Genomic DNA, 20828 nt, shown 5'->3' with positions numbered 1-20828 from the left:
CTCCTTGTCAGTGGCCCATGAGTTGGTCGATGGCATCGGGTTTGTCGTGCACACCAAAACGGTCGACGATAGTGGCGCTGGCCTCATTGAGGCCCAGCACCTCGACCTCGGTGCCTTCGCGGCGCAGCTTGACCACCACCTTGTCCAGAGCAGCGACGGCAGTGATATCCCAGAAGTGAGCGCGACTCAGGTCGATGGTCACCTTGCTAATCGCTTCCTTGAAATCGAACGCCGCAACGAACTTGTCGGCCGAGCTGAAGAACACTTGGCCAATCACCTTATAAATTCGATGATCAGCGGCTTCATTCAACTCTGAACTGATCGCCATGTAATGACCGACCTTGTTGGCGAAGAACATCGCAGCCAGCAGAACCCCAACCAGAACGCCATAGGCGAGGTTGTGGGTGAAGACCACCACGATCACGGTTGCCACCATCACGATGTTGGTAGAGAGCGGGAATTTGCGCAGATTACGCAGCGAGTCCCAGCTGAAGGTGCCGATGGATACCATGATCATCACCGCTACCAACGCGGCCATGGGAATCTGGCTGACCCAGTCGCTGAGAAAAACCACCATCAATAGCAGCACGACGCCCGCGATCAAGGCGGACAGGCGGGTTCGGCCGCCGGATTTCACGTTGATCACCGACTGTCCGATCATGGCGCAACCGGCCATGCCGCCCATGAGGCCCGAAGCGATGTTGGCCACGCCTTGGCCTTTGCACTCGCGGTTCTTGTCGCTGGTGGTATCGGTCAGGTCATCGACGATGGTCGCGGTCATCATCGACTCCAGCAGACCAACCACAGCCAGTGCTGCCGAGTAAGGGAAGATGATCGCCAGGGTCTCGAAGGTCAGTGGCACGTCAGGCCACAGGAAGATGGGGAGCGTATCCGGCAGTTGGCCCATATCGCCGACGGTGCGGATATCCAGCCCGAGATAGATGGCAACTGCGGTCAAGACCAGGATGCACACCAACGGTGAGGGAACCACCTTGCCGAGCTTGGGTACATAGGGAAACAGGTAGATGATGCCGAGGCCGGCAGCCGTCATGGCGTAAACGTGCCAGGTGACATTGGTCAGTTCAGGCAGCTGTGCCATGAAGATCAGGATCGCCAGCGCATTGACGAATCCGGTCACCACCGAACGAGACACGAAGCGCATCAACGAGCCGAGCTTCAGGTACCCGGCGGCGATCTGCAGCACGCCACACAGCAGCGTGGCCGCCAACAGATACTCAAGACCGTGGTTCTTGACCAGGGTCACCATCAGCAGCGCCATGGCACCGGTCGCCGCCGAAATCATGCCGGGTCGACCGCCAACGAAAGCGATCACAACGGCGATACAGAACGACGCATACAGGCCGACCTTGGGATCGACACCCGCGATGATGGAGAAGGCGATGGCCTCCGGAATCAGCGCAAGCGCTACGACGAGACCGGCGAGCACATCGCCTCTCAGATTCGAAAACCAATTCTGTTTGATTGTCTGCAACATCAGTAAATCCAAGGCAATGGACGCGACAGCACGATGCCAGGACGGCGTGCAGGAAGCGTCAGGTTCAAGTTGTAGGAGTCACGTGGCGCCGTGTGGAACGGCAGATTTGCTACAGGCGCAGCAAGACGAATCAGTCGGTAAGCCGAGCTGACTCAGGGAGGGGGCTATGCGTTATGGCGGCGTAGGCAGCCAGGCAGAGATTTTCGAGACGATCATGCTGTCAGGTATTGAGCAGTCAGAGCAGGAAAGAGCGCAGACCATACCACGGTGAGCCCAGTCTTGCGACATTAGGGCAAAAGTTAGAGCCTGAACATTGCGCTATGGCGATGACTGCTTTTGGCCGATAGCAGCCCTTACCCTTGCCCTCCTCCCGCCCCCGCGCTACAGTCCGACTTGTCACGGTCAATCCCGTGACCGGGTGTAGGAACCCGTTCTGTCCGGGCGCGGTAGCGCCATAATCGAGAGCAGGCGCTTTTTTTGTGCCTGTTGTTTTCTCGTGCATTTATGGCGGGCCGTGTGAGGCAGGCCTCGGCCTGGCCGGTTCCCTCGGACGCCGGTATTCCTACCCTTGCACGGTCCGCCACCCACGCCCGTAGGAAGGCTGGATGGCGGCTCCTTAAATCGTCCGAGGAGCATAAGGAAAATGCACTATCCCCCTTTTACCCAAGGGCTCCGCCCTGGGCTGCTGGCTGCCGTGTCGACTTCCGTTGTGGAGGTGCCGCATGACCACGTCTGAATCCGTCGTTATCCCCTTCCCTTCGCCACGCAATCCGTTGCACAGCGCTGTCGCGAACGAATACCCCTTGCAGGCGGAAGCCGAATATCGCGCGGCCTTGCTGGCCATGCTGTTGCGGCGCCTGCCGGAGCCGGAGCTGGCGAATACCACCAGCGCGCTGCTGAGGGAGTTGGTCGTGCTTTACCGCCGGGCCATCGCCCAGGCAGCCGGGAGGGCCGAGCATGACTGAGCTGCCACGACACCTCACCCACCTGCCCGGCCATGACGGACAACCAGCAGCGGACTTCGGCTGGAGCGAAGATTGCCAGGCCAGCTTCGGCCACGGCGTGCAGACCGCGCAGGCCTGGCTGGACGACGCCAACAGCGGCTGGCTCTGGGCCAACCTGTTGCTGGAGCGCCAGCTGTTCCCGTCGGGTGCGCAGCGCCATGCCTTCGAGCTGGGCTTTCTCAGCCGCATCCATCAGCGTTTGTGCTCGCCGCTGGGTGGCAAGCATGGGGCAACGCGTACGGAGCTCAAGCTGTAGCCAGGTTGCGCGGCACTGTGCGACAACTTGCGGGTTGCTCGCACAGGCGCCAGCCGCTTCATGATCGTTCCCACGCTCTGCGTGGGAATGCAGCCCTCGACGCTCCAGCGTCCACCATGGGCAGTTGCGCGCTGCGCTGTGACGCAGAGCGTCACGGGCTTGCTCCCACGCCGGAGCGTGGGAACCATCAACACTGTAACGACTCAGTCTGCCTTTTCATGATCGTTCCCACGCTCTGCGTGGGAATGCAGCCCTCGACGCTCCAGCGTCCACCACGGACAGTTGCGCGCTGTGCTGTGACGCAGAGCGTCACGGGCTTGCTCCCACGCCGGAGCGTGGGAGCCATCAACGCGAAGCTTGTCCACCTTGCTTCCCCCCGAAGACGCAGCCCTCCTACTCCCTCACCTCGTTCAACTTGCTGCGCGTGCTCATCCTGCCGCCTGCGATACCGGCGACCCCATGCTCAAGGACATGGGTGAGTATTCTCCAGGCGGGCTCATCGTCTTCGAAGATTCTGATCATGTTGCCTCCGTGCCTTTCAATACCCGAACCCACCCCATGACGTTCATCACCAATCGGTGACGGATAATCACCCGCTGCTCGAGCGCTTCCAACGCTGCGGCTCATCGAATGCGACGCGGCTCACGCCGAGCCAACGCGGTCAGGCAGTATTCGCTGCCATTCGCTATCCTGCTCGCGGCTCGGGGGACCCGAGGCCAGTTCACTCAATCAGGGAGCGTCGATGTGGCAAGGAAGCGCCAGCAGCAAGCAGCGTTATTTTCAATCCCGGCAATGGCCGCTCTGCTACTCACCCTGCAGGGCTGCGCGGCTTTCCTGCACTTTCCGCAAAACGTCCCCGCGTTCAACGATGACTTCAGATTATTTCACGGCGAGCAGTATCGCCCCCTGCAATGGCAGGCGTTCACCGGCATGCCGAGCTTCGGCGATATCACGGTGCAGTTGCCTGCCGGAATGTCACTGGGGCAACACTCCCCTGGCTCTCCTCCGGTAAAGCTTCTTTACCGGAAGAATCGCGCTGCCGGCCTGATGGGCACGCAATGGCGACAACTCCATGTGTATGGCGTGCCGGACAGCAAGACCATGCGATTCCCGGTACCGCGCCTGGATGGTTATCACCCCCAAACCCTGGTTTTCTGGGTGCGCGATGCCCGTGCCGATGGCAGCGCCAACAGCATGCGCGTTCTGTTCAGGCTTGCCGAAACCGAGGTCATCGACCCCAACGATCCGGATCGGCATGTGGCGTTCTGGAGAGATCACAATGATCAGTGTTTCGCACGCGGCCGAGTGCAGACCATCGAGTCCACTTTAGACAAGGAAGACAGTTACCCACTGCAGTTCGACAGTACCTTGCGGGGCCTGTGCGTGTTTCACCCAGCCTCAGGCGACGGTGTCGTGGCGACCGATACGCCCAGCTGGCACCTGCGCTCGAACGTACGGGTGAAACTTCCGAAGCACTATCAGAACCCCAGGTACCGCAGCCAGTGGCAACCGTATCCGCAGCAGGAGACCGCCCCATGATCCAGATCCGCCATGTTCGAGCGCTGGTCTGGCTGTCATGCGTGCTGAGCGGTTCGGCACTGGCCCATGCCAAGCCCGTGAGCGTCTATGCAGGCACCATCGGCAATGAGCCTGTCGAGTTGGTGCTGATCCACGATCATCAGCGCGACGCGATCTCGGGCCACCTGTTCGACCAGGGCACCGGCCGTTATCTGACGCTAGAGGAAACACCGCACGAGGAAGGCGACAAGCTGCTGATCAATCTCATGAGCAATCCACGCATGCCGGGCGCCGCCCTGCTGCTGCCGGGTTTGCAAACCGCCCAGGGCAATATCGATGGCCAACATCTCGATTTGCAGAGCCGTCATGTGCAGGCGCTCGAACTGAAAAGGGTTGGCTACTTCCCCACTGATGTACGTGAGTCATACGACGGCGTCCTGCTGCAGCCATACGCGGATGGCGACTTCGTGTTCCGCGTTCACGCCCGCCGTGCCTCGGGCGTACATGGGGGAAAGGTTTCACGGATAGACGTCACGCGGCGCGATGGCTCGCCGGTACAGGTGCTGGAAGAGCTTGATCTTGTGTTCTTCGGCAGCGAAACGCTGCACTTCGCCGATTTCGACGGCGACGGCATCATCGATTTCCGGGTAACCCCACGGCTGCGTCGCCAAAGCGACAATGCACTGATCAGTGGCAATTTCCGTTATTACCTGTATCGGCACGATCAGGCAGGCTATCGACGTCATACCGCGCTGGAGGCATTGGCCGCGCAAGGGCCGCTGAGAGTTGCTCCCAATGGCGTGATCAGCCTCCGCCCGGACAAGGGCGTCGACTACCGCGCCGGCACCATCGAATGGCGGCACTACCGCTTCACCGCAGCCGATACGCTCGAGCTGGAGCGTACGAGCCAGGAACACTTCTAACGACAAGGAGCGTCGCCATGCAATCCTCCCTACTGCCTGCTGCATTGATCGCTATCGTGCTCGCCGCGACCAGTGCCCAGTCGCTGGCCTCGCATGCCATCTATCAGGGCAGCATCGGCAAAAGCCCGGTGACGCTGGTGATCGAGCACGCCAATGGCGTGACCCGTGGCATTTATTCATATGACCGCTATCGCACGCCAATCAGGCTCAAGCCGACATTTCTCAATACCCCCACGCGAAATGCCATGGACGAGCTTGATCCCGAGGGGTTGCCAGCTGCACGGCTGCACTTCAACACCACCAACTTTTACCCGAATACACCCCTTATCAGCGGCACCTGGACCGACTACCGCAGTGGCCGCTCGCTGCCCATGACACTCAAGCCACAGGGGTTTCTCGAGGATTTCCTGCGTGATGAACACTCAGGAACGCAAACCCATTCGCTGCTTCAGGCGGAGTCCAGCGAGCGCTTCTACTTCCAGATTCCGATGATGCTGTCCTACGACGCGATTGGTGCGATCGAGGTGATGGACAAGGCTACCGGCAAACGGGTGCAGGTCCTTGCCCTCTCCCTCCCGAACATCTGCAACCGTGGGATCAATACCGTCCGTGTCGAGCAGCAAGACGAACACCTGCACGTGCATGTCGACAAACGCCAACACTGTGCCGGCGCGTCGTTCAAGTGGGATGAGGCCGAACGGCGATTCATACGGCTTTGAGGGCTTTCACTCGACACAAGAGCGTGTCTCTCATCATGACCCTCACCGTCAGGCAGCAGATCTACAGCGCCATTGCTGTAGTTACAGGCCCCAAGTGATACCATTGCGCGCTTCGACGTCGCCCTGAGCAGCACCAGGCCCCGGCGCCACGATGCCCGACCCTCCCCCCATGCCTCACCAGCCTATCGGCTCGTCTGCCGGCAGGGGCGTAGCGTTCACCCATATGCGCAGGTTCGTCTTCCTCGGTTCGGGCCGGGCTGAAAGGCTCGAAAGCGGTATCACCCTTTTAAACAGCGCACCTCAAGTTACTGATAGGTAAGTCCTTTGATTTCCACCGCTAACATCACCATGCAGTTCGGCGCCAAGCCGCTGTTCGAGAACGTTTCCGTCAAGTTCAACAACGGCAACCGCTACGGCCTGATCGGCGCCAACGGCTGCGGCAAGTCGACCTTCATGAAAATTCTTGGCGGCGACCTCGAGCCCTCCGGCGGCCAGGTGATGCTCGAGCCGAACGTGCGCCTGGGCAAGCTGCGCCAGGATCAGTTCGCCTACGAAGAATTCAACGTGATCGACACCGTGATCATGGGCCACGAGGAGCTGTGGAAGGTCAAGGCCGAGCGCGACCGCATCTACTCCCTGCCGGAAATGAGCGAAGAAGACGGCATGAAGGTCGGCGAGCTCGAAGGTGAGTTCGCCGAGATGGACGGCTACACCGCCGAGTCGCGTGCGGGCGAGCTGCTGCTGGGCCTGGGCATTCCGCTCGAGCAGCATTTCGGCCCGATGAGCGAAGTCGCCCCCGGCTGGAAGCTGCGCGTGCTGCTGGCCCAGGCGCTGTTCTCGGACCCGGACGTGCTGCTGCTCGACGAGCCGACCAACCACCTGGACATCAACACCATCCGCTGGCTGGAAACGATCCTCACGGCGCGTAACAGCACCATGATCATCATTTCCCACGACCGCCACTTCCTCAACTCGGTCTGCACCCACATGGCTGACCTGGATTACGGCGAGCTGCGCCTGTTCCCGGGCAACTACGACGAGTACATGACCGCCGCGACCCAGTCGCGCGAGCAGCTGCTGGCCGACAACGCCAAGAAGAAAGCGCAGATTTCCGAGCTGCAGAGCTTCGTCAGCCGCTTCTCGGCCAACGCCTCCAAGGCCAAGCAGGCCACCAGCCGCGCCAAGCAGATCGACAAGATCCAGCTGGCCGAGGTCAAGCCGTCGAGCCGCGTCAGCCCGTTCATTCGCTTCGAGCAGAACAAGAAACTGCACCGCCAGGCCGTGTCCATCGAGAAGGTGTCCAAGGCCTTCGACGACAAGGTGCTGTTCAAGAACTTCAGCTTCACCGTCGAAGCCGGCGAGCGCGTGGCGATCATCGGCCCCAACGGTATCGGCAAGACCACCCTGCTGCGCACCCTGGTCGGCGAAATGACCCCGGATGCCGGTTCGGTGAAATGGACCGAGAGCGCCGAGGTTGGCTACTACGCTCAGGATCACGCCCACGATTTCGAAGATGACGTGACCCTGTTCGACTGGATGGGCCAGTGGACGACCGGTGAGCAGGTGATTCGCGGCACCCTCGGGCGCATGCTGTTCTCCAACGACGAGATCCTCAAGTCGGTGAAGGTCATTTCCGGTGGCGAACAGGGCCGCATGCTGTTCGGCAAGCTGATCCTGCAGAAGCCCAACGTGCTGGTGATGGACGAACCGACCAACCACCTGGACATGGAGTCGATCGAAGCGCTCAACCTGGCGCTGGAGAACTACCCGGGCACGCTGATCTTCGTCAGCCATGACCGCGAGTTCGTAGGCTCCCTGGCCACGCGCATCATCGAGCTGTCGGACAACGGCGTGACCGACTTTTCCGGCACCTACGACGACTACCTGCGCAGCCAGGGCATCATCGTCTGAAACTCCCAAGAAAACTCCCCTCTCCCATTTATGGGAGAGGGGTTGGGGGAGAGGGCTGGACGACAGCACTCTCAGCCCAGAAACAACAAAGCCCGCTTTCGCGGGCTTTGTTGTTTCAGCGCTCTGCTCAGGCAGTGGCGAACAGCTCGGCGATACGCTGCGCAGCACCCTTCATGGCTTCGGCGCGCGGCTCTTCGCCATAGGCCAGGCCTTCGGCGCGAACGATCTCGATATCGTCGATGCCGACGAAATTCAGCATGCGCACCAGATAGTCCTCATGCGCCTGGCCGGACGGCTGGCCGGCATGAATGCCACCGGCACTGGAGGCGATCACCACGGTCTTGCCGCCAGCCAGCCCTACCGGGCCGTTCTCGGTGTACTTGAAGCTCTTGCCGGCGACGGCGATGCGGTCGATCCAGGCCTTCAGCTGGCTGGGAATGGCGAAGTTGTACATCGGCGCACCGATGACGATGGCATCGGCAGCGAGAAACTCTTCGAGGGTGCGTTCGGCCAGCTCGGCCTCGTGCTTCTGCGCGGCGTCACGCAGCTCGGCCGGGGTGCCGGCGGCTACCAGGGTGGCAGCGGAAAAGTGGCTCAGCGCATCGCTGGCCAGGTCGCGGTAGGTCACCTGAGCATCTGCAGTGACAGCGCTCCAGGCCTCGACCACGGAACGGCTGAGCTGCCGGGAAGCGGAAGCATCGCCGAGGATGCTGGAATCGAGGTGCAGTAGTTTCATGGGGACTCTCCAGAGTGCTATGCGACGTGGTGACGCAATTGCGGGGAGGCTACCGATGGAACCAATAGCCGATAAGACGGCAAAAATGCGATAGTTCGTCCCACTCATAGGACGATGACATGCATGACCTCAATGATCTGTTCTACTTTGCCAAGGTGGTGGAAGCCGGTGGTTTCGCCGCTGCCGGGCGCGCACTGGGCATTCCCAAGTCGCGCCTGTCGCGGCGCATCGCCGAGCTGGAGCAGCGCCTGGGCGCGCGTTTGCTGCAACGCTCGACACGCAAGCTGGCGCTGACCGATATCGGCGAACGCTACCTGCGCCATTGCCAGGCGATGCTGCTGGAGGCCGAACAGGCCGAGGAAACCGTGACCAACCTGACCAGCGAACCGCGTGGTCGGGTGCGCTTCTCCACCCCACCGGGCGTGGCCCTGCTGCCTGATCTGATCAATGATTTTCTGACGCGCTACCCCCGGGTGCAGCTGGAAGTCGTGCAGACCAGCCGCCGCATCGATCTGCTCAACGAGGCTGTGGACGTCGCCCTGCGCGTGCGTAACGCTGATGACGAAGAACCGGGCCTGATCACTCGTCGCCTGCTACCCGCGCGCGCGCTGGTGGTGGCGCGCCCGGATCTGATCGCCGGGCTGCGCCTGGAACAGCCTGAAGATCTGCAGCAGTTGCCCGCACTGGGCGCCATCGGCGCCGACCGGCGCATTCATCTGCGCTTTCATCACAACACGACGCAGGAGGCGCGCGAGATCGCCCTGGAGGCGCGCCTGGCCGTCGACGACTTTCCCATGCGCAAGTCGGCGGCACTGGCCGGGGTGGGCATCACGCTGCTGCCCACCACCTACTGCCACGAGGAATTGGCCGACGGCCGCCTGGTGTCATTGCTGCCGCACTGGACGGTGCCGGAGGGCTATGTCCAGTTGGCCTACCCCCACAGGCGCGGCATGTCGCCGGCTGTTCGCGCCTGGATCGAGTCGCTCAGCGACGCATTCAGTGGCTGGAGCTTCCCGCTCTGACTCAGATGCGGAACTGACGCACCAGCGCCCCGAGGCGATCACCCAGGCCGGCCAGGCTGCGTGCCGTCTGTGCGCCACGCTCGGTTTCGTCGGCCACGCTGTCCACGGCAACGGCGATCTGATGCACGCTGCGATTGATCTCCTCGGCCACTGCGGTCTGCTCCTCGGCGGCGCTGGCGATCTGCGCGTTCATCGCGTTGATGGTGGCAATCAGCTGAGCAATGGCATCGAGCGACTCGCCGGCCTTGTTGGCCTGCTCGCTGGTCAGCTCACCGGCATCGCTGGAGCGGCGCATCGAGGTCACTGACTGCTGCGTGCCCTGCTGCAGGCGGTCGATCATGCCCTGGATTTCCTGGGTGCTCTGCTGAGTGCGACTGGCCAGCGCACGCACTTCATCGGCAACCACGGCGAAACCGCGCCCGGCCTCACCGGCACGGGCGGCTTCGATGGCGGCGTTGAGCGCCAGCAGGTTGGTCTGCTCGGCGATGGAGCGAATCACGTCGAGCACGCTGACGATGGACAGTACGTCCTGCTGCAGGCTGTCGAGCGATACGCCGCTGCTGCGGATGTCCTCGACCAACGAGTGAATACGCTGGATGCTGCCATCGACCACGCTTTTGGCGGCCTGCCCTTCGCGGTCGGTCTGCTGCGCGGCTTCGGCGGCGTTCTGCGCGCTCTTGGCGACTTCGTGCGCGGCGGCGGACATTTCGTTGATCGCCGTAGCCACCTGATCGGTTTCGTGGCGCTGCTGCCCCATGGCCTGCTCGGAGCGCTGCGTCTGTTCCGATACCTGACCCACCAGCTCGGTGAGCTGCCCGGTCATTTCGACGATCTGCCGCACCAGGCCATGCACCTTCTCGACAAAACGGTTGAAGGAACCCGCCAGCTGGCCCAACTCGTCCTGACTGGTGACCGGCAGACGGCGGGTCAGATCGCCCTCGCCTGCGGCGATATCGTCGAGGTTGGCCTTGATCTGCTGCAGCGGACGCAGGAAGGCGTTGCCCAGCCAGACCCCAATCACGCCGAACACCAGCAGGAGGATCGCCGCCACGACCATGATGCTGGTGATGATGGTGCCGATGCGGCGGTCGATCTCAGCCTGTACTTCGGCGATCTGCGCCTCGATCCCGTCGAGGTTGAGCGCGGTGCCAAGGGCCATGTCCCATTTGGGCAGGTAGTAGCTGTAGGCGAGCTTGGGAACCATTACCGATTCGTTACCCGGCAGCGGCGAGGAGTAGTTGACGAAGTAGCTGTTGTTCTTCGCCACGTTGACCAGCTCGCGATTGATGTACACACCATTCGGGTCGCGCCGGTCGGCAAGGCTCTTGCCGACATCCACCGGGCTGTCGCCACGGAACAGGCGCACCACGTTGGAATCGTGACCGAAGAAATAGCCGTCGGCGCCGTACTTGATCTTCGAGAGGATGGCGATGGCCTGTTCGCGACTGGCCATGTCGCCCTGCGCGGCGCCATCGTAGAGGCCTTTCACCGAGCCCAGTGCGATCTGGATGTAGTGTTCGAGCTCGCTGCGTTTCTCCTGCAGCAGACGCTCGCGCGTCTCGGCCACTTCGTCAGCAGCCAGATTCTGCAATACCTTCGCCGCCGTGCCGCTGAGCACCAGCGCGAAAAGGATGACGGGAACCAGCGCGAGCAGGATTACCTTGGCTTTCAATGTCAGGCGCATTCTTGTTGTCCTTGTGTGCGAAACCAAAACGGGGCTACCGATGTATCGGCAGCCCCGTGGAAGAATTAAGCGACCCAAGGCGCCGAGAACTTAATCCGGCGTCTGTTCACGCCTTTACAGCAGCATAGCGGCGGCCCAACCGAACGCCAGCAGCGGCAGGTTGTAGTGCAGGAAGGTGGGCACGACGCTGTCCCAGATGTGGTTGTGCTGGCCGTCGGCGTTCAGCCCCGAGGTTGGCCCGAGCGTCGAGTCCGAGGCGGGTGAGCCGGCGTCGCCCAGCGCACCGGCAGTACCGACGATGCAGACGATGGCCAGCGGGCTGAACCCCAGTTGCACGCCCAGCGGCACGAAGATCGCGGCGATGATCGGGATGGTCGAGAAGGAAGAGCCGATGCCCATGGTCACCAGCAGCCCGACCAGCAGCATCAACAGCGCGCCAACGGCCTTGTTGTGGCCGATCAGGGCTGCAGAGCTATCGACCAGCGTCCTGACCTCACCGGTGGTCTTCATCACTTCGGCGAAACCGGCAGCGGCGATCATGATGAAGCCGATCATGGCCATCATCTTCATGCCTTCGGTAAACAGGCCGTCCGCCTCTTTCCAGCGCACCACGCCGGACACCGAAAAAATCACGAAACCGACCAGCGCGCCGATGATCATGGAGTCCAGCCACAGCTGCACGACGAACGCTGCGGCGATGGCCAGCCCCGCAACCAACAGGCTCAACGGGTTGTACTGCACGTCCACACGCTCGGCCTGGGCGACCTTTTCCAGGTCATAGACGCGCTTGCCGCGATAGCTGAACAGCACCGCCACGAGCAGACCGAAGAGCATGCCCAGCGCCGGAATGGCCATGGCCTGGGTGATGCTGATGCCGGTGACGTCGACACCGGACTTGGCGACATTGGCCAGCAGGATCTCATTGAGGAAGATGCCGCCAAAACCTACCGGCAGGAACATGTACGGCGTGATCAAGCCGAAGGTCAGCACGCAGGCGATCAAGCGACGATCCAGCTGCAACTTGCTCAATACATAGAGCAGCGGCGGTACCAGCAGCGGGATGAAGGCGATATGGATCGGCAGCAGGTTCTGTGAAGAGATCGCCACTGCCAGCAGCAGTGCGATCAGCAGCCACTTCAGCGCACCACCTGCGCCTTCGTGCTGCTTGCCGACCAGCACCAGAGCCCTGTCCGCCAGGGCGTGAGCCAGGCCCGACTTGGCGATGGCCACGGCGAAAGCGCCCAGCAGCGCGTAAGACAAGGCAACCGTCGCCCCGCCACCGAGCCCCTGGTTGAACGCCTTCAGCGTGCCCTCGACGCCCAGCCCACCCAACAGCCCGCCGGCCAGCGCACCAATGATCAGCGCCACGACCACGTGTACGCGACAGAGACTGAGGACCAGCATGATGCCGACCGCAGCGATTACAGCGTTCATAAAGCACTCCACCTTCACGGCGCAAAAAGCCGCGTACTCTGCCGCAAGCGAGCCATCGCTGTCAAAACGCATGATCGTTCATTATTTAAACCGAAACGTGCATAATTCCGACCGCACACCGTATCGATCAAGAATGCGGGCCGCACACCGATAACACTGTTAGCCCATGCAGAAAGGAACGCACCATGCTGTTCAGCCGTCTTTCGATCCAGTGGAAGATCACCCTGCTCGCCGGCCTGTGCCTGCTCGCCATCGTCACCTTGCTGGTGGGCGCCTCGCAGTACCAGTCCAGCCGCAGCGCCAGCCTGGTGCGCGAAGCCAGCTCCGCCATGCTGGAAGAGAGTGCGACACTGCGCCTCAAGGCGCGCAGCGAATTACAGGCCATCCGCATCCAGCGCTACTTCATGGATGCCTACCAGTACGGCAAGGGGTTTTCCCGGCAGATCCTGTTCCTGCGTGAGCAGGCCGAAAAACGCTTCCTCGATGCCTTCGACCTGCGCGAGGACCTGACCCGCCAGGTGCGCAGCAGCCTGGAAGCCAACCCCGCCCTGCTCGGCCTGTACCTGGTGTTCGAACCCAACGCCCTGGATGGCAAGGATGAACTGTTCGCCGATCAGCCCGATCTGGGCAGCAATGAGGCTGGACGCTTCGCGCTGTACTGGGCGCAACCCACGATCGGTCAACTGGAAGCCGAGGCCATGACCGAGCAATTGCTGGGCGACACCACACCAGGTGACAACGGCGTCGCCTACAACGCCTGGTATACCTGCCCCCGCGATACCCGCCAGGCCTGCGTGCTGGAGCCTTACTACGACGACGTCGGCGGGCAGAAGACGCTGATGACCAGCATCGCCTTCCCGCTGGAACTCGATGGCAAGATCATCGGCGTCATGGGCGTGGATATCAGCCTGGCCAGCCTGCAGCAGATCAGCCAGGAGGCCAATCGCGAGCTGTACGACGGCCAGGGCCATATCAGCATCTTCAGCCCCGGCGCCTTGCTGGCAGGCCACAGCCGCGACGGCAGCCTGCTGAGCCAGCCGGTCGAACGTGCCTTTCCCGAAAACGCCAGCGAACTGCGCGGCCTGATCCAGAGCGGCAGCGACGCCGAGTTGCGGCACGCCGACATGCTCCGTGAACTCAGCCCGTTCAAACCGATTCCCGAGGCAAAGCCCTGGTCGGTGCTGCTCGAAGTGCCTCAGCAGGTGCTGCTCGAGCGCGCCATCGAGCTGGGCGCACAGCTCGATGCCACCCGCACCCGTGACAGCCTGGTCGCACTGCTGATGGGGCTCGTCGCGGTGATCGCCGGTCTGTTGCTGATGTGGCTGACGGCACGCGGCGTAACGCGGCCGATTCTCGGCGTGGCCGCCATGCTCAAGGATATCGCCAGCGGCGAAGGTGACCTGACTCGCCGCCTGCAATACGCCCGACAGGACGAGCTGGGCGAGCTGGCCGGCTGGTTCAACCGCTTCCTCGACAAGCTGCAACCCATCATTGCCGACGTGAAAAGCAGCGTGATCGACGCCCGTGGCACGGCCGACCAGTCGGCGGCCATCGCCAGCCAGACCAGCGCCGGCATGCAGCAGCAGTACCGCGAGGTCGACCAGGTGGCGACCGCCTTCCAGGAAATGAGCGCCACCGCCCAGGATGTCGCGCACAACGCCGCGCAGGCCGCAGAAGCCGCGCGCAATGCGGACCAGGCCAGTCGCGAAGGCCTGCAGGTGATCGACCGCACTACCAGCACCATCGATCTTTTGGCCAATGAAATGAACGTGGCCATGCAGGAAGTCGAAGGCCTGGCCAGCAGCAGCGAGCAGATCGGCTCGGTGCTGGAAGTGATTCGCTCGATTGCCGAGCAGACCAACCTGCTCGCCCTCAACGCCGCCATCGAGGCCGCGCGTGCAGGCGAAGCCGGTCGTGGCTTTGCCGTGGTCGCCGACGAAGTACGCAACCTGGCCAAACGCACCCAGGATTCGGTCGAGGAAATCCGCCAGGTGATCGAAGGCCTGCAGAATGGCACGCGCGAGGTGGTCAGCACCATGCACAGCAGCCATCGCCAGGCTCAGGGCAGCGTCGAGCAGGTGCAGCAAGCCGTGGCCGCGCTGCAGCGCATCAGCCAGGCGGTCAGCACCATCACCGACATGAACCTGCAGATCGCCAGTGCCGCTGAGGAGCAGAGTTCGGTGGCCGAGGAGATCAACCGCAATGTCGCCTCGATCCGCGACGTCACCGAGGCCATCACCGCGCAGGCCGACGAGTCGGCGCAGGTGAGCCAGAACCTCAATCGCCTGGCCAATCACCAGCAGAGTCTGATGGATCAGTTCCGCGTGTAACGTCGCAGGGTGCGCCGCGTGCACCGAAAATACTGGCGGCGCATCAGTGGACATGACGCCAAATCATCCTCGATCTGGCGGCACTTCCCTTGCAGCGCAGGCAGGCAATCGCCTAGCCTGCGTTCTTTTTTCGGGGAAGCAGCATGCTCAATATCGCCTTGGTCGCCGGCTCCAGCCGCAACAACAGCCAATCGGGAAAGGTCGCCCGCGCACTGCGTCAGCGCCTGATCGAGATGGGACAAACCACTCAGGACAGCAGCAGCATCATCGATCTGGGCCTGGCGCCCCTGCCGCTGTGGCCCGCTGAAGACGCCGGCCCCTGGTCCATGTATCAGCAGCAACTGGCGGCCGCCGATGCCGTGGTGATCATCGCGCCGGAATGGAACGGCATGGCCTGCCCGGCGATCAAGAACTTCTTCATCTACGCCAGCAAGGCCGAACTGGCGCACAAGCCGGGCCTGCTGGTTGGCGTTTCCTCCGGTATTGGCGGCGCCTACCCGATCAGCGAACTGCGCGCCTCCAGCTACAAGAACTGCCGCCTGTGCTACCTGCCGGAGCACCTGATCGTGCGCCAGGTCGAGAAGGTGTTGAACGGCCCGCAGGCGGTGGACGAAGCCGATGAGCGACTCCGCGCCCGCGTCGATTACGCGCTCGATGTACTCGTGCGTTACGCCCACGCCCTGCAGCCGGTACGCGCCGCCATCAACTTCGATAACCCGGCCTTCGCCAACGGCATGTAATAGAGAGCCTTGCACGGCCGTTTCGTAGGGTGGGTTAGCCGCCTGTCACGCTCGTAGATCAGTTTGCTAAGGCCGGTGCGGCGTAACCCACCATCGGCGCAACGCGATCCATCGCCCGGTGGGTTACGTGGGGCGGCCATCCGAGCGCTCGGAGCTCATCTGCGTCTGGAAGCTCAGCACTCGGCGCCGCTAACCCACCCTACGGGATAGCGTGTATCCCTCTATCTTGTACGCATCGACGCCATCGTCTTGTAGTGTGGGTTAGCGGCGCTGAACGCAGCGTTTGCAGGCGCCAACAAACTTACCGCGCCGCGTAACCCACCAGACCGGCGTGAGCCTGAGGTTCAACGCCGTGGCAGACTGACCACCACTCGCAACCCGCCCAACGGACTGTCCTGCAGCTCGATACGGCCATGCCAGGCCTCGATGATATCGCGCACGATGCCGAGGCCCAGGCCATGCCCTGCTACCTGCTCGTCCAGGCGGGTGCCGCGCCCAAGCACGGCCTCGCGGCGTTCGGCATCGATACCTGGGCCGTCATCATCGACGCACAGGCGATAACCCTCGGCGCTCTCCTCCACCGTCAATTGCACGCGTTGCTGCGCCCATTTGCAGGCGTTGTCCAGCAGGTTGCCGAGCAGCTCCAGCAGATCCTCACGATCGCGCGGCAGAACCAGGCCAGGCGGCGCCTGCCAACCCAGGCTCAGGCCAGGGTCATGAATCATCGACAAGGTGGCGAACAGCCCCGGCAGCTCCTGCGCGCAATCGAAGCGTGCCCCCGGCAACACCTCGCCAGCCAGGCGCGCACGCCCCAGCTCGCGGCCCAGGCGCTGCCCGATCTGTTCCAACTGCTCGCGCATGGTCGCGCGCAATGCCGGATGGGCCGCCAACTCCTCGCGGCCGGCCAGGCTGATCAACACGGCCAGCGGCGTTTTCAGCGCGTGGCCAAGATTGCCAAGGGCATTGCGCGAGCGTTTGAGGGTGTCCTCGGTATGCGCCAACAGATGATTGACCTGCGCGACCAGAGGCTCCAGCTCTTCGGGCACCTCGGCATCCAGCTCCGTACGCCGCCCCTGCTGCAACTGCACGATCTGCTGACGCACCTGTTCCAGTGGGCGCAGGGCCCTGCGCACGGTGTAACGCTGGGCCACCAGGATCAGCAGCAGCGCAGCGCCGCCCAGCCCCAATCCCACCCACTGCATACGACGAAAGCTCTGCAGTACCGGCTGATAATCCTGTGCCACGCTGATCGACAGGTTCTCCCCATAGCGGCGGTAGTCGGCGCGGTAGATCAGCAGCAACTGGCCTTGCGGGCCATCGCCCAGCTCGGCCTGCATGCCAATGCCATTGGGCTTGAGCAGCTCACGATCCCACAGCGAGCGCGAACGCCAGCTGCGGTCGGAAAAATCGATACGAAAGTAATGCCCCGAGAATTGCCGCTGGAACGAGGGATCGAGACGCCGCTCATCCAGTTGCAAACCAGCCGGCCCGCGCACCAGTGCGGCCAACAGCCCTTGCGCTTCGTCACGCAAATCCTCTTCCAGATAAGCGCGCAGGCCACGGTCGAAGACCCAGAGGCTGGCCTGTGCCAGAACCAGTCCGACCAGCAACAGCGTAGCGGCCAGGCCAATACCGAGCCGACGCTGAATGGACCTCAACCCTGCTCTCCGGTAAAGCGGTAACCCTGCCCACGACGGGTCTCGATCACATTGCGCCCGAGCTTGCCGCGCAGGCGGTTGACGTGCACTTCGATGACGTTGGAGTCACGCTCGGTCTCGCCATCGTAGAGGTGGTCAGCGAGGTGACTCTTGGACAGGATCTGCCCCGGATGCAGCATGAAATAACGCAGCAAGCGAAACTCGGCAGCAGTCAGGTCGATGGCTTCGCCGCCTGCCGTCACGCACTGGCGGCTCTCGTCCAGTTGCAGACCGGCGGCCTCCAGTTGCGGCTGGTTGGCCAGGCCATGGGCGCGGCGCAACAGCGCCTGGATACGCAAGGCCAGTTCCTCGGGGTGGAAGGGTTTGGTCAGGTAATCGTCGGCACCGGCCTTCAGCCCCTCGATGCGCTCGGCCCAGGAACCTCGCGCAGTCAGCACCAGCACCGGCGCGGCCAGTCCGCCAGCACGCCACTCCTGCAGCACCTCCAACCCCGGCTTGCCTGGCAGGCCGAGGTCGAGAATGATCAGGTCATAAGGCTCGCTGGCACCCTGATAGGCCGCGTCACGACCATCGGCCAGCCAGTCCACGGCATAGCCCTGGCGAGTCAGGCTGGCGGTCAGTTCATCGGCCAGGGGTACATGGTCTTCCACCAGCAACAGGCGCATCAGTCGTCTTCCTCATCCTTCAGAATAGTGCCGTTGCGGGCATCCAGTTCGAGCTCGCGCACCACGCCCGAGGTGGTCAGAATCTCGACCTCATAGACCAGCACGCCATCCTCTTCCTCCAGCTCCGCTTCCAGCAGCGTGGAACCGGGGTAGGCGTTGCCGATGTGCTGCATCAGTTGCTCGAAGGGCATGATGACCCCCTCGCGCCGCAGGCGCAGCGCCTCATCCTGATCGAGATCGCGCGCAACGCCCGGCACGCTGGCAAAACCGCATGCCAGTACCAGCAATAGCGCGGTGGTACGTCGAAACTTCATCAATCGTCCTGGTGGTTCTTGAGCATTTCCCCGGTGCTGGCATCCAGCTCCAGGTCCCACTGCACGCCCTGGGTATCGCGCAGCTCGATCTGATAGATATAGCGGCCGTATTCGTCTTCCAGCTCGGTTTCTTCGATGCGTGCACCCGGGTGTTGGGCCAGCGCCGCCTCATTGAGCTGTTCGAAGGATTTGATGGTCCCGGCATCACGCAGACGCAGGGCCTCGTCCGGGCCGAGATCGCGCGCCTGGGCAATGGTAGCGACGCTGACGAGGGTGGCAAGTGTTGCGAGGCTGATCAATCGTTTCATGGCTTTCTCCAGCAGTGAATCAGTGACTGCCACTCTAGGCCCAGGCACTTAATTCAAGCTGAATTCACTCGCGTCATTCACCGCATGAAGTGGCTTGGCCTGCGCACTCAGCCCTCTATAATCGCCTGCTGCGAAAGGAGGCACGATGAGCGCGATCCATATCAAATCCCCTGCCCTGACCCTCAAGGCCGGCCCCAGGGCCTTGGCAAGAATTCGCCAGAATGGCCTGAGCCCGGCGGACGTCGGCATCCTGCCTGGCGCGGCAGGCGGACCCAAAGGCATCGGCATTCAGGGGCTGGATCTCGCACTCTTTGGGGACTGGCTGCCTCGTGCGCCACGCGAACGCGCCCTGATCGGCGCCTCCATCGGCTCCTGGCGCTTTGCCAGCGCCTGCCTGCCGGACCCCGCCGCCGGGCTTCGACGACTGGGCGAGCTGTACACCTCTCAGCGCTTCGCCAAGGGTGTGAGCATGGCCGAGGTGTCGGGCAGTTGCCGGCAGATGCTCAGCGAGCTGCTCGCCGATCAGGACGCCGCCATCATTGCCAACCCGCACTATCGCCTGCACATCGTCGTGGTGAAGAGCCATGGCCTGCTGCAACACGATCATCGCGGCAAACTCAGCCTCGGCCTGTCATCGGTGATCGGTAACAACTTCCTGGCCCGCCAGCGCCTTGGCCGCCATTTCGACCGGGTGATTCTGCATGATGCGCGGCAGGTGCCGCCGCTCGCGCAGCTGAGCGACTTCCGCTCGCACTTCCATGCGCTGACCCCGGAGAACCTGCGCCACGCCCTGCTGGCTTCGGGCTCGATTCCCATGGTGATGGAGGCGATTCGCGAGATTCCTGGCCTGGAGCCGGGCGCTTATCGCGATGGCGGCCTGCTCGACTATCACCTCGACCTGCCCTACAGCGGCGACGATATCGTGCTCTATCCGCACTTCACCGATCGTGTGATACCCGGCTGGTTCGACAAGAGCATGCCCTGGCGCCGTGGCGACCGCACGCGTCTGCAGGATGTGCTGCTGCTGGCGCCATCACGCGACTATCTTGCGCGCCTGCCACACGGCAAACTGCCGGATCGCACCGACTTCAAACGCTACCTGGGCAATGATCAAGGACGCGAGCGCTACTGGCGCCAGGCGATGGCCGAAAGTTCGCGGCTCGGTGACGAATTTCTCGAACTGGTCGAAAGCGGCCGCCTGGCAGAACGCCTGCAACCCCTCTGAGACAGTGGGGTTATGAGTGACTGCTCAACCTGTAGAGCGGACGTGATTAGGCGGCAATCGGGCCATACCTGATAAACTGTGCCGCTCAACGCCAATCAGGCGGAATCATTTACGCGAGCGCTGTTCAGTGGAATTGTTCAAAGAATTCATCTTCGAGGCGGCTCATCGCCTGCCACACGTACCGGAAGGCCACAAATGCGGCCGCCTGCATGGTCACTCCTTTCGAGTTGCCATCTATATCGAAGGTGAAGTCGATCCCTATACCGGCTGGATTCGTGACTTCTCGGAGATCAAGGCGATCTTCAAACCGATCTACGAGCAGCTCGACCACAACTACCTGAACGACATTCCCGGCCTGGAAAACCCAACCAGCGAAGTGCTGGCCAAGTGGATCTGGCAACAGGTCAAACCACTGCTACCAGAGCTGTCGCGCGTACGCATCCACGAAACCTGCACCAGCGGCTGCGAATATCGCGGCGATTGATCATTACCCAGAAGCACCAAAGGCCACCTCCAAGGTGGCCTTTTTATTGATACCGACAAAGCGCCGCCACCCCTAGGCTGCGCTGCATTGCCCCGTAGGGTGCGCCGTGCGCACCGGGATGCCCGCGTCATTGGCGGTGCGCGCAGCGCACCCTACGGCGCCCTGTTTTCCAGCGCACAAAGAAGAAACCCCAGACCGCGTTGGCGATCTGGGGTTTCGTATAGGAGCTTGACGATGATCCGGCCGGCGCTCCGGGACTCTCACCACCACGCGCCATTTTTTGCGCACAAAGAAGAACGCCCAGTCTGCGTTAGCAAACTGGGCGTTCGTATAGGAGCTTGACGATGACCTACTCTCACATGGTGAAGCACCACACTACCATCGGCGATGCGTCGTTTCACT

Annotated in this window: 18 protein-coding genes and 3 pseudogenes; 12 read left to right on the top strand and 9 right to left on the bottom strand. The window is 62.5% G+C overall.

The features are described 5' to 3' along the window. Positions 1–7 precede the first annotated feature (7 nt). Positions 8–1495 (bottom strand): SulP family inorganic anion transporter, encoded by a 1488-nt coding sequence (locus tag ACN0X6_RS23570; RefSeq protein WP_417707662.1) that lies wholly within the window; start codon positions 1493–1495, stop codon positions 8–10. 722 nt (positions 1496–2217) lie between these two features. Here ACN0X6_RS23570 and ACN0X6_RS23565 point away from each other — a divergent pair. From ACN0X6_RS23565 to ACN0X6_RS23540, 6 genes are all read left to right on the top strand, one after another. Further along, positions 2218–2460, top strand: coding sequence for a hypothetical protein (locus tag ACN0X6_RS23565; RefSeq protein ID WP_417707661.1), 243 nt, complete (start codon positions 2218–2220; stop codon positions 2458–2460). Continuing rightward, complete coding sequence (locus tag ACN0X6_RS23560; RefSeq protein WP_192980981.1) at positions 2453–2755, top strand: LasR-specific antiactivator QslA; 303 nt, start codon at positions 2453–2455, stop codon at positions 2753–2755. The genes ACN0X6_RS23565 and ACN0X6_RS23560 overlap by 8 nt, the downstream gene beginning before the upstream one ends. Positions 2756–3499: 744 nt before the next feature. Further along, entirely contained in the window at positions 3500–4294 is a 795-nt protein-coding gene (locus ACN0X6_RS23555; RefSeq protein WP_417707659.1) for a hypothetical protein, read from the top strand. Next, positions 4291–5196: a hypothetical protein gene (locus ACN0X6_RS23550; RefSeq protein WP_417707657.1), complete on the top strand. Its 906-nt coding sequence runs from the start codon at positions 4291–4293 to the stop codon at positions 5194–5196. Before ACN0X6_RS23555 ends, ACN0X6_RS23550 begins: the two co-directional genes overlap by 4 nt. Positions 5197–5213: 17 nt before the next feature. Next, positions 5214–5915 (top strand): hypothetical protein, encoded by a 702-nt coding sequence (locus tag ACN0X6_RS23545; protein ID WP_417707655.1) that lies wholly within the window; start codon positions 5214–5216, stop codon positions 5913–5915. A gap of 324 nt (positions 5916–6239) precedes the next feature. Further along, on the top strand, positions 6240–7826 hold the full coding sequence (locus ACN0X6_RS23540) for an ABC-F family ATPase (protein WP_417707653.1): 1587 nt from the start codon (positions 6240–6242) through the stop codon (positions 7824–7826). A gap of 127 nt (positions 7827–7953) precedes the next feature. Here ACN0X6_RS23540 and ACN0X6_RS23535 read toward each other — a convergent pair whose 3' ends face one another. After that, positions 7954–8562, bottom strand: a complete 609-nt coding sequence (locus ACN0X6_RS23535) for an FMN-dependent NADH-azoreductase (RefSeq protein WP_417707652.1) — start codon at positions 8560–8562, stop codon at positions 7954–7956. Between the two features lie 119 nt (positions 8563–8681). On the opposite strand from ACN0X6_RS23535, the gene ACN0X6_RS23530 reads away from it, so the two are divergent. Continuing rightward, positions 8682–9584 (top strand): LysR substrate-binding domain-containing protein, encoded by a 903-nt coding sequence (locus ACN0X6_RS23530; RefSeq protein WP_417707650.1) that lies wholly within the window; start codon positions 8682–8684, stop codon positions 9582–9584. 1 nt (position 9585) lies between these two features. Here ACN0X6_RS23530 and ACN0X6_RS23525 read toward each other — a convergent pair. From ACN0X6_RS23525 to ACN0X6_RS23515, 3 genes and pseudogenes are all read right to left on the bottom strand, one after another. Then, a pseudogene (locus tag ACN0X6_RS23525) lies at positions 9586–10584 on the bottom strand (methyl-accepting chemotaxis protein); the annotation flags it as partial. A gap of 159 nt (positions 10585–10743) precedes the next feature. Next, a pseudogene (locus ACN0X6_RS23520) lies at positions 10744–11268 on the bottom strand (cache domain-containing protein); the annotation flags it as partial. A 114-nt stretch (positions 11269–11382) separates the two neighbouring features. Then, entirely contained in the window at positions 11383–12702 is a 1320-nt protein-coding gene (locus ACN0X6_RS23515; protein WP_417707649.1) for a Na+/H+ antiporter family protein, read from the bottom strand. A 185-nt stretch (positions 12703–12887) separates the two neighbouring features. Here ACN0X6_RS23515 and ACN0X6_RS23510 point away from each other — a divergent pair. The 3 genes and pseudogenes from ACN0X6_RS23510 to ACN0X6_RS23500 form a co-directional block, all read left to right on the top strand. Then, positions 12888–14126: pseudogene (locus ACN0X6_RS23510) on the top strand (chemotaxis protein); the annotation flags it as partial. Between the two features lie 150 nt (positions 14127–14276). Further along, the gene (locus tag ACN0X6_RS23505) at positions 14277–15032 is read left to right on the top strand and encodes a methyl-accepting chemotaxis protein (protein WP_370605273.1); all 756 of its coding nucleotides are present in this window, start codon (positions 14277–14279) and stop codon (positions 15030–15032) included. A 143-nt stretch (positions 15033–15175) separates the two neighbouring features. Next, positions 15176–15772 (top strand): NADPH-dependent FMN reductase, encoded by a 597-nt coding sequence (locus ACN0X6_RS23500; RefSeq protein WP_417707647.1) that lies wholly within the window; start codon positions 15176–15178, stop codon positions 15770–15772. Between the two features lie 344 nt (positions 15773–16116). Here the strand turns inward: ACN0X6_RS23500 and ACN0X6_RS23495 are convergent, their stop codons facing one another. From ACN0X6_RS23495 to ACN0X6_RS23480, 4 genes are read right to left on the bottom strand one after another with little or no spacing between them, the layout of a single operon-like run. Continuing rightward, a complete protein-coding gene (locus tag ACN0X6_RS23495; RefSeq protein WP_417707645.1) occupies positions 16117–17430 on the bottom strand; it encodes an ATP-binding protein in 1314 nt (437 codons plus the stop codon). After that, positions 17427–18095, bottom strand: coding sequence for a response regulator transcription factor (locus ACN0X6_RS23490; protein ID WP_417707643.1), 669 nt, complete (start codon positions 18093–18095; stop codon positions 17427–17429). Before ACN0X6_RS23490 ends, ACN0X6_RS23495 begins: the two co-directional genes overlap by 4 nt. Further along, positions 18095–18409, bottom strand: a complete 315-nt coding sequence (locus tag ACN0X6_RS23485) for a PepSY domain-containing protein (RefSeq protein WP_074941072.1) — start codon at positions 18407–18409, stop codon at positions 18095–18097. Before ACN0X6_RS23485 ends, ACN0X6_RS23490 begins: the two co-directional genes overlap by 1 nt. Further along, positions 18409–18717 (bottom strand): PepSY domain-containing protein, encoded by a 309-nt coding sequence (locus ACN0X6_RS23480; protein ID WP_196477177.1) that lies wholly within the window; start codon positions 18715–18717, stop codon positions 18409–18411. Before ACN0X6_RS23480 ends, ACN0X6_RS23485 begins: the two co-directional genes overlap by 1 nt. Positions 18718–18862: 145 nt before the next feature. Here ACN0X6_RS23480 and ACN0X6_RS23475 point away from each other — a divergent pair, with 145 nt between their 5' ends. Both ACN0X6_RS23475 and queD read left to right on the top strand, forming a co-directional pair. Beyond that, complete coding sequence (locus tag ACN0X6_RS23475) at positions 18863–19942, top strand: patatin-like phospholipase family protein (RefSeq protein WP_417707641.1); 1080 nt, start codon at positions 18863–18865, stop codon at positions 19940–19942. A 127-nt stretch (positions 19943–20069) separates the two neighbouring features. Beyond that, positions 20070–20426: a 6-carboxytetrahydropterin synthase QueD gene (queD, locus tag ACN0X6_RS23470; RefSeq protein WP_003461315.1), complete on the top strand. Its 357-nt coding sequence runs from the start codon at positions 20070–20072 to the stop codon at positions 20424–20426. The last annotated feature ends 402 nt before the right edge of the window (positions 20427–20828 follow it).

Source organism: Pseudomonas sp., assembly GCF_048269965.1.
In the GTDB taxonomy this organism is placed as follows: Bacteria; Pseudomonadota; Gammaproteobacteria; order Pseudomonadales; family Pseudomonadaceae; genus Aquipseudomonas.
Note: the sequence above shows the minus strand (reverse complement) of the source record. Positions and strands in the feature narration are given on the sequence as shown.